This window comes from Streptomyces litmocidini (genome assembly GCF_014649755.1).
GTDB classification, from domain to species: Bacteria; Actinomycetota; Actinomycetes; order Streptomycetales; family Streptomycetaceae; genus Streptomyces; species Streptomyces litmocidini.
Map to the genome: position 1 here is coordinate 119,882 of NZ_BMTQ01000020.1, position 8,313 is coordinate 128,194.

General features: G+C 71.1%; 5 protein-coding genes. 1 reads left to right on the forward strand and 4 read right to left on the reverse strand.

Annotated elements, in window-relative coordinates:
• Positions 1 to 8: 8 nt before the first annotated feature.
• Both IE180_RS31625 and IE180_RS31630 read right to left on the reverse strand, forming a co-directional pair.
• On the reverse strand, positions 9 to 1,733 hold the full coding sequence (locus IE180_RS31625) for an acyl-CoA dehydrogenase family protein (RefSeq protein WP_190160381.1): 1,725 nt from the start codon (positions 1,731 to 1,733) through the stop codon (positions 9 to 11).
• A 52-nt stretch (positions 1,734 to 1,785) separates the two neighbouring features.
• Entirely contained in the window at positions 1,786 to 2,349 is a 564-nt protein-coding gene (locus tag IE180_RS31630; protein ID WP_190160382.1) for a PadR family transcriptional regulator, read from the reverse strand.
• A 132-nt stretch (positions 2,350 to 2,481) separates the two neighbouring features.
• Here IE180_RS31630 and IE180_RS31640 point away from each other — a divergent pair, with 132 nt between their 5' ends.
• Entirely contained in the window at positions 2,482 to 4,905 is a 2,424-nt protein-coding gene (locus tag IE180_RS31640) for a macro domain-containing protein (RefSeq protein ID WP_229861092.1), read from the forward strand.
• Between the two features lie 67 nt (positions 4,906 to 4,972).
• Here the strand turns inward: IE180_RS31640 and pntB are convergent, their stop codons facing one another.
• Positions 4,973 to 6,391, reverse strand: a complete 1,419-nt coding sequence (pntB, locus tag IE180_RS31645) for a Re/Si-specific NAD(P)(+) transhydrogenase subunit beta (protein WP_190160383.1) — start codon at positions 6,389 to 6,391, stop codon at positions 4,973 to 4,975.
• A 1-nt stretch (position 6,392) separates the two neighbouring features.
• Entirely contained in the window at positions 6,393 to 7,922 is a 1,530-nt protein-coding gene (locus tag IE180_RS31650) for a Re/Si-specific NAD(P)(+) transhydrogenase subunit alpha (protein ID WP_190160384.1), read from the reverse strand.
• Positions 7,923 to 8,313 lie beyond the last annotated feature (391 nt).

Here is an 8,313-nt window from a genome sequence, read left to right on the forward strand (position 1 = left end):
ACCGCCCGTCAGGGAGTCATCTCGTACGCGCCGGACAGCGCCTCGACGCGCTGCCACACGCGCCCCGACCGCGCCTCGTCCACGACGGGGCGCCGGACGGCGCCGAGCGCCCAGAGCTGCTGCTGCTCGGTCGCGGAGTCCTTGCCGTGCAGCTCCACCGCGTGCGCGGAGAAGTCACGGACGAGGACGGCGAACAGCTCGTCGAGCACGTCCTCGTCGAGACCCGTCAGGGCGGCCTGCTCCAGGACCAGCTGCCCGTGGACGACGAGCGCGAAGAGCTGGCCGACGGCCAGGAGCAGGTCGAGGTCGCGGCTCTGCTGCTCGTCGGGGGCGGCCTTGAGCACGAACTCGCAGAGGGCGTCGGCCTGTTCGCGGAAGCGGGCGACGTTCGGCACGTGCTCGTACGCCTCGTAGGCCGGCCGCCAGTCGTGGAAGCGGACCGAGCCGAGACCCCGCGCCGGACCCTGCCGGAAGAGGAACGCGTCGTCGGCCGCGTCCAGACGGGTCGGGACGGGCTCGTACGCGACCGGGTCGAGCAGGTGGTTGCGCATGAACTTCAGGATCAGGGCCAGGTTGACGTGGACCGTGCCCTCCAGCTTCGGCAGGCCGCGGATCTCCACGGCGGCCTCCGCGAAGTAGTTGTCCTTCTCGAAGCCCTTGGCGGCGATCACGTCCCACATCAGGTCGATGACCTTCTCGCCCTCCGTGGTCACCTTCATCTTCGTCATCGGGTTGAAGAGGAGGTAGCGGCGGTCCTCGGGACCGGCGGTGCGGAAGTAGTCGACGGCGCGGTCGCTGAACAGCTTCATGCCGACGAGCCGGACGTAGGCGTCGGTCAGCTCGCGCCGCACGTGCGGGAAGGCCGTGACCGGGCGGCCGTAGAGGATGCGGTTCTGCGCGTGCGTGACGGCCTCGTACATCGCGTGCTCGCAGATGCCGATGGAGGCGGTGCAGAGGTTGAACTTGCCGACGTTGACGGTGTTGAGGGCGGCGTCGAAGGCGGCGCGCCCGGCGTGCAGGACGTCCTCGGCGGCGACGGGGTAGTCCTCCAGGCGGAACTCGCTGACGAACTTCGACGAGTCGACGACGTTCTTCACGAGGTGGTACGCCGGGTGGCGGCTGTCGGCGGCGAAGAAGACGTAGCCGTCGGGGCCCTCGACGTCGGTGCGGCGGCCGAAGACGGAGACGAGGCCGGCGGCGTTGCCGTTGCCGATGTAGTACTTGGAGCCGGTGGCGCGGAAGCCGCCCGCGCCGTCGGGCGTGAGCAGCATGTCCGTCGAGTAGATGTCGGCGCCGTGCGACTTCTCGGAGAGGCCGAAGGCGAACACCTCGCCCTGGGCGAGGAGTTCGGCGGCGCGGGCGCGGGCGGCGGCGTTGTCGCTCTGCCAGACCGGGCCGAGGCCGAGGATGGTCACCTGCCAGGCGTACCAGTAGTCGAGGCCGTAGAAGCCGAGGATCTCGTTGAGGGCGGCGATGCGGGCGGTGTCCCAGCGCTTGTCGCCCTCGTCGTCGCCGGCGGCGGAGGACGGCGTCAGGAAGGTCGCGAAGAGCCCTTCCTCCGCGGCGAAGGCGAGGAAGTCGCCGAGCCAGGCCCGGGTCCGGTAGTCCTCGATGATCCGTCGCTTGCCGCGCGCCTCGAACCAGTCCACGGTGGCGCGCAGCAGCCGGCGGGTCTCCGGGTCGAAGTGGGCGGGATCGTAGGTGTGCGGGTTGAACAGCAGCGGGTCGGCCATGACGTCCGCCTTTCCGGCTCGGGGTGAGGGGTGTGGTGGTGTACGGGTCGGTTCAGCGCTCGGCTTCGAACCGGGCGAGCGTGGCGAGGACGTCGTCGAGCCAGGCGATCATCATCCGTTCGTACGCGATGCCGCCGCGCAGCACGGCGTGCTGGAGCTCCCGCTCGGCGTCGAGCGGAGCGCCGGCCGTCCCCGCCGTCCCGGGGAAGTCGCGCGCCTCGCCCGCGAGGTAGTGCTCCAGGCGGTCGGTGTGCGCCCGCCTGTGCCGTCCGACCTCGCCGATCAGCGCGGCCGGGTCGTCGAAGGCGGCTCCCCGGATCTTCACCGCGAGGTCGTGCCGCACGCTCTCGGGCTCGATCGGTTCGTGCAGCCACGTGGAGAGCGCGGCCCGTCCGGGTCCCGCGACGGAGTACTCCTTCTTGTCGGGCCGCCCCTGCTGGGGGACGTCCCGGACGTCCACCCAGCCGTCGCTCTCCATCCGCTTGAGCACGCGGTAGATCTGCTGGTGGGTGGCGGTCCAGAAGTATCCGATGGACCGCTCGAAGCGCCGGGCCAGCTCGTAGCCGGATCCGGGCTTCTCGAGCAGGGACACGAGGATCGCGTGGTCGAGCGCCATGCGCCCGATCTTGCTATGCAACGAGTTGCATAGCAAGGGTGGGCCGCTTCGATGAGACGCGGCTCACGGGCGTTGTCAGTGGGGGGCGATAGCTTCGGGATCGTTCGAAAGACCGCATGACAGGGGGAATTCGTGGGTGTCGAGCGTGCGTTGAAGGTCGTTCTCGTCGACGTCAACGACGAGGTGGTGGCGGCCTGGCGGTCCGCGTTCGCGGACACGCCCGGGGTCGAGATCCGGCGGGGTTCCGTCCTCGACGTGGACGTGGACGCGTGGGTCTCCCCCACCAACGCGAAGGGCCGGATGGACGGAGGGGTCGACGCCGTCGTCAAGCGGCACCTCGGCGCCGGCGTCCAGGTGCGGGTGCAGCGGGCGATCCGCGAGCGGTTCGGCGGGAGCCTGCCGGTGGGCAGCGCGGTCTGCGTCCCGTCCGGGGCGGCCGTGCCGCGCCATCTGATCTCGACGCCGACGATGCGGCAGTCCTCGCAGGACGTCAGTGACACGATGAACGTGGCGCTGGCGTGCGCGGCGGCGTTCCAGGCGGTGCACCTGCAGAACCTGGCGAAGCCCGGCAGCATCCGGTCGGTGGCGCTCGTCGGAATGGGAGCGCGGACGGGCCGGGTGCCGGCGCAGGTGTGCGCCAATCTGATGTGGACGGGGTACACGCTGTTCCACGACCACGGGTTCGCGGACTACGACGAGCTGCGGGCCGCGGTGCTCGGCCAGCTCGCCGACATCGAGGGCGCGGGCCCGGCCCAGCGGGTGCGGATCAAGGTGCCGCAGCAGCCGCCGGCCGGCGCGGCCCCGGAGCTGCCGGGACCGGCCGAGTCGGCCTCGGACGCGCCGGAACCGGCCGAGTCGGCCTCGGACGCGCCGGAACCGGCCGGGGTGCCGACCGTCACGGCCCCGGCCCCGGCCCCGTCGGAACCGGCCGGGACGCCGGAACCGGCCGCGACGCCGACCGCCTCGGCCTCGGATCCGCTGGGGCTGGCCGAGCTGTTCACGGGCGGTGGCGAGCCGTGGCTGCCGCTGCTCGCCCCGGTGATCGAGGCGCAGCCCGGGGCCGGCTCCTTCATCGGGCCGAAGCGGAGCCCGGAGGTGGTTCCGGTGCGCGAGCTGACCTTCCAGGCGTTGAAGCCGCATCCGCCGCACAAGTGGAAGGTGGTCGCCTTCGGGCAGAACCCGTACCCGCGGGCGGAGAGCGCGACCGGCATCGCGATGTTCGACAACACCTTCCACGACTGGAAGGACAGCCAGTTCGGTCGGGTGGTCAGCATCCGCTGCCTCATCAAGGCGGCCGCGATGTGGAAGTACGGCATCGCCAAGAAGACCCCGATCGCCGACGTCCGGGCGCTGTTGAGGAAGGAGGACACGGTCCAGCCGCCGGAGTGGTTCCAGGCGATGCTCACCCAGGGCGTGCTGTTGCTGAACGCGTCGCTCACGGCGAGCGCGGACGGGGCCGTGCCGACCGAGCGGCACACGTCCTTCTGGCGGCCCGTGGTCGAGCAGATCGTCGAGGAGATCCTCCGGGCGAAGCAGGACGCCGAGGAGGAGGACCGCGGGGTGGTGTTCGCCTGGTGGGGCGCGCACGCGCGGAGCCTGAAGCGGGTCGTCCAGCGGCTGGAGAAGAAGTACCCGGGAGTCGAGGTCCGGCACCTGGACCACGCGAACCCGGCGGCGCAGGGGGACGCCTTCTGCGAGGGGGACCACTTCGCCCGGGTGAACGACGCCCTGGCGGCGGTGGGCACCGAGCCGGTGGACTGGCTGCCGCGCAAGGGCTGGGACCAGGACGCGGCGGGGGCCGGAGGGTCCGGCGGTGGTGTCGCGGAGCGCATGGGCGCGTTCATCGCGTCGACGATGGAGCTGCACCAGCTGTATCTGGAGCGGCTCACGGGCGTCAAGGACGAGGGGCTCGTCCTGCCGCCGATCACCGGAGTGTTCGACACGCCGGTGATGGACTTCCGGAAGGCCGTCGCACCGGTGACGGAGGTGCTCGCGAACCTGGACCGGTACGTCGAGCGGTCGAGCCGGTTCGCGGAGGCCAAGGTGGCGGGGGCGGGGACCGCGGACGGCCTGTCCGCCGACGCGATCTCGGCGCTGTACCTGTACACGTGCGAGTCGGCTTTCTACCGCGAGATCAACGCCGTGCTGCGGTCCCCGGACCGGGAGCGGCTCGTGCCGTACCTGCCGTACCTGCGCCTGCTGTTCTCGGCCGTCGCCGAACTGCCGCCGCAGACGCGGCCGCTGTGGCGCGGTGTGGCGCTCGACCTGCGGTCCCAGTATCCGCTGGGACGGACGGTGACGTGGTGGGGCGTCTCGTCGTGCACGTCCGAGCCGGGCGTGGCCCGGGCCTTCCTCGGGAGCCGCGGCCGGCGGACCCTGTTCGAGGTGACGCCGGCGCGTGCGGTGGGGATCCGGCGGTTCTCCGCCTTCACGGGCGAGGAGGAGTACATCCTGACCCCCGGCACCCAGCTGAAGGTGACGGACGTGAAGACCGAGCGCGGCGGGCTGTGCACCGTACGCCTCACCGAACTGGAGGGGCAGGGGCTGGTGTCGTAGGTCCCACCGCCGGACGGCGCGGAGGCCGCCCCCTCCCGGAGGAGGGGACGGCCTCGGTCCGCGCCTCTCAGAGCGCGCCGACGATGTCCTCGACCCGCTCCTTCGCGTCGCCGAAGAGCATGGAGGTGTTCTCGCGGAAGAACAGCGGGTTCTGCACGCCCGCGTAGCCGGAGGCCATCGAGCGCTTGAAGACGATGACCTTGTTCGCCTCCCAGACGGTGAGGACCGGCATGCCGGCGAGCGGGCTGCCGGGATCCTCGGCGCCGGCCGGGTTGACCGTGTCGTTGGCGCCGATCACGAGGACGACGTCGGTGTCGGCGAAGTCCTCGTTGATCTCGTCCATCTCCAGCACGATGTCGTACGGCACCTTGGCCTCGGCGAGGAGCACGTTCATGTGGCCGGGCAGACGGCCGGCGACCGGGTGGATGCCGAACCGCACGTCGACGCCCTTCGCCCGCAGCTTCGAGGTGAGCTCCGCGACCGGGTACTGCGCCTGCGCCACGGCCATGCCGTAGCCGGGCGTGATGACCACCGAGCGGGCGGCGCCGAGGAGTTCGGCGGCGGCCTGGGCGGTGATCTCGTGGTGCTCGCCGTAGTCGACGTCCGAGGCCGACGGCGCCTCGATGCCGAAGCCGCCGGCGATGACGGAGATGAACGAGCGGTTCATCGCCTTGCACATGATGTACGAGAGGTAGGCACCCGAGGAGCCGACCAGCGCGCCGGTGATGATCAGCAGGTCGTTGCCGAGCAGGAAGCCGGAGGCCGCCGCGGCCCAGCCGGAGTAGCTGTTGAGCATCGAGACCACGACCGGCATGTCGCCGCCGCCGATCGAGGCCACCAGGTGCCAGCCCAGGGCGAGCGCCAGGACCGTCACGGCGATCAGCAGCCACAGCTGCGGCGTGACCACGAACCACACCGTGAGGACGAGGAACAGGCCGAGGGAACCGAGGTTCAGCGCGTTCTTGCCCGGCAGGACGAGCGGCTTGGAGCTGATCTTCGCCGAGAGCTTCAGGTAGGCCACGATGGAGCCGGTGAAGGTCACCGCGCCGATGAACAGGCCGATGAACACCTCGGCGTGGTGGATGCCCAGCGTGCCGAGCGCGTCCAGGGCCTCGGCCTCGTGGCCGTCGGGCTGGTGCTCGACGTTCAGGAAGCCGTTCCAGCTGACCAGCACGGCCGCGAGGCCGACGAAGGAGTGCAGCAGCGCGATCAGTTCGGGCATGCCGGTCATCTCGACGCCACGGGCGCGCTGCAGACCGATCAGCGCGCCGATCAGCATGGCCACGGCCATCAGCCCGAGGCCGGCGGTGCTGATGTCGCCGTCGATCGCGAGCACGATCGTCGCGACGAGCGCGACGCCCATGCCGAGCATGCCGAACGCGTTGCCGAGTCGTGCGGACTCGTGCTTGGAGAGTCCTGCCAGCGCGAGGATGAACAGCAGCGCGGCAACGAGGTAAGCCGCCTGTGCGGCGATGGTCGCAGACATGTCAGCTCCGGTTGAACATGGCGAGCATGCGACGCGTCACCGCGAAGCCGCCGAAGACGTTGATACTGGCCAGGAGGATCGCCACGGACGACAGCACCGTGACCGCGGTGCCGGAGTGCCCGATCTGCAGCAGCGCGCCGACGACGATGATCCCGGAGATCGCGTTGGTCACCGACATGAGCGGCGTGTGCAGGGCGTGGTGCACATGGCCGATCACGTAGTAGCCGATCACGATCGCGAGCACGAAGACGGTCACGTGGGGCAGCAGCGCCGCCGGAGCGAACCCCGCGGCGAGGAACAGCGCCAGCACGGCGACGGCCACCCCGCCGAAGCGCCGGGCCGGCGTCATCGGCTCCCTCTTCGGCTTCGCCGGCTTCGTCTCCGCCGTCGCGGACGCGGGGGCCGGGGCGGCCGAGACCTGGACCGGCGGGGGCGGCCAGGCCGACTCGCCCTCGCGGACGACGGTGATCGAGCGCTGGACCGGGTCGTCCCAGTCGAGGACCAGTCGCCCGTCCTTGCCCGGGGTCATCAGCTTCAGCAGGTTCACCAGGTTCGTGCCGTACAGCTGCGAGGCCTGGGCCGGCAGCCGGCCCGCCAGATCCGTGTAGCCGATGATCGTCACGCCGTTCTCCGTGACGACCTTCTCGCCCTTCACGGTGCCCACGACGTTGCCGCCGTTCGCGGCCGCCATGTCGACGATCACGGAGCCCGGCTTCATGCTCGCCACCATCTCCGCCGTGATCAGCGTCGGCGCGGGACGGCCGGGGATCAGCGCGGTGGTGATGACGATGTCGACCTCACGGCACTGCGTGGCGTAGAGCTCGGCCTCGCGCGCCTTGTAGTCGTCGCCCATCTCCTTGGCGTAGCCCGTCTTCGAGACCTCGACCTCCGGGGACTCGATCGACAGGTACTCACCGCCCAGCGACCGTACCTGGTCGGCCACTTCGGGGCGGGGGTCGGTCGCCCGTACGATCGCGCCGAGCGAGCCCGCCGCGCCGATCGCGGCCAGTCCCGCGACGCCCGCGCCCGCGACGAGCACCTTCGCCGGCGGCACCTTGCCCGCCGCCGTCACCTGGCCGGTGAAGAACCGGCCGAAGGTGTGCGCCGCCTCGACCACGGCCCGGTAGCCGGCGATGTTCGCCATCGACGACAGCACGTCCATCGACTGTGCCCGGCTGATGCGCGGCACGGCGTCCATCGACAGCGCCGTGAACGGCCGGCGGCCCAGGTCCTCGACCATCGCGGGGTCGAACGCCGGGGCGAACAGGGCGATCACCGTCGCCTCCGGCCGTACCCCGTCCAGCTGAGCGGGGCTCGGGGCGTCGACGCCGAGGACCACGTCCGCGGCCGTCGCGTCGCCGATGGTCGCACCGGCGGCCTCGTAGGCGCCGTCGGTGAAACCCGCCGCGACACCCGCGCCGGAGTCGACGACCACGTCGTACCCCAGTTTGCGGATCGGCTCGATCGTGGCGGGTGTGGCCGCGACGCGATGCTCACCTGCCCGCGCCTCCTTGAGGACTCCGACAATCACGAGTGTTCTCCGTTCGCTGTGTTTGCCGTCGACGGCCGTTCTCCCGCTCGCATGCGATTCGAGTTCCGGCCTCATCGGAATCAGGCTGCTCCCCCTCGACCAGAAGCGACCGGCGGTGATCCATGCCACACCACTCGGCCCGCCCCTCGCGAGCGACCGCTCCGCGGGCAGGGCGAACTCGTCGGAGCCCCCTGGTTGAGGATGGGCTCACGTTAGGGGTCCCCGGCCCTCTCACGACACCGGCGGTTCGAGGGGGATAGCTCATATTGACGCGCGCCCCGCGGCCTGATTCCGCGACTCGCTCGTGGCCAGGAGGAGGCAGGGCAGGACGAGGCCGGGGAAGGGGAGGGCGAAGCCGGGGAAGGCGAAGCCGGGGAAGGCGAAGCCGGGG

Excerpts from the sequence above, each read along its gene's own strand:
- IE180_RS31625 (WP_190160381.1), bottom strand. The coding sequence starts at position 1,733 with ATGGCCGACCCGCTGCTGTTCAACCCGCACACCTACGATCCCGCCCAC.
- IE180_RS31630 (WP_190160382.1), bottom strand. The coding sequence starts at position 2,349 with ATGGCGCTCGACCACGCGATCCTCGTGTCCCTGCTCGAGAAGCCCGGA.
- pntB (WP_190160383.1), bottom strand. The coding sequence starts at position 6,391 with ATGTCTGCGACCATCGCCGCACAGGCGGCTTACCTCGTTGCCGCGCTG.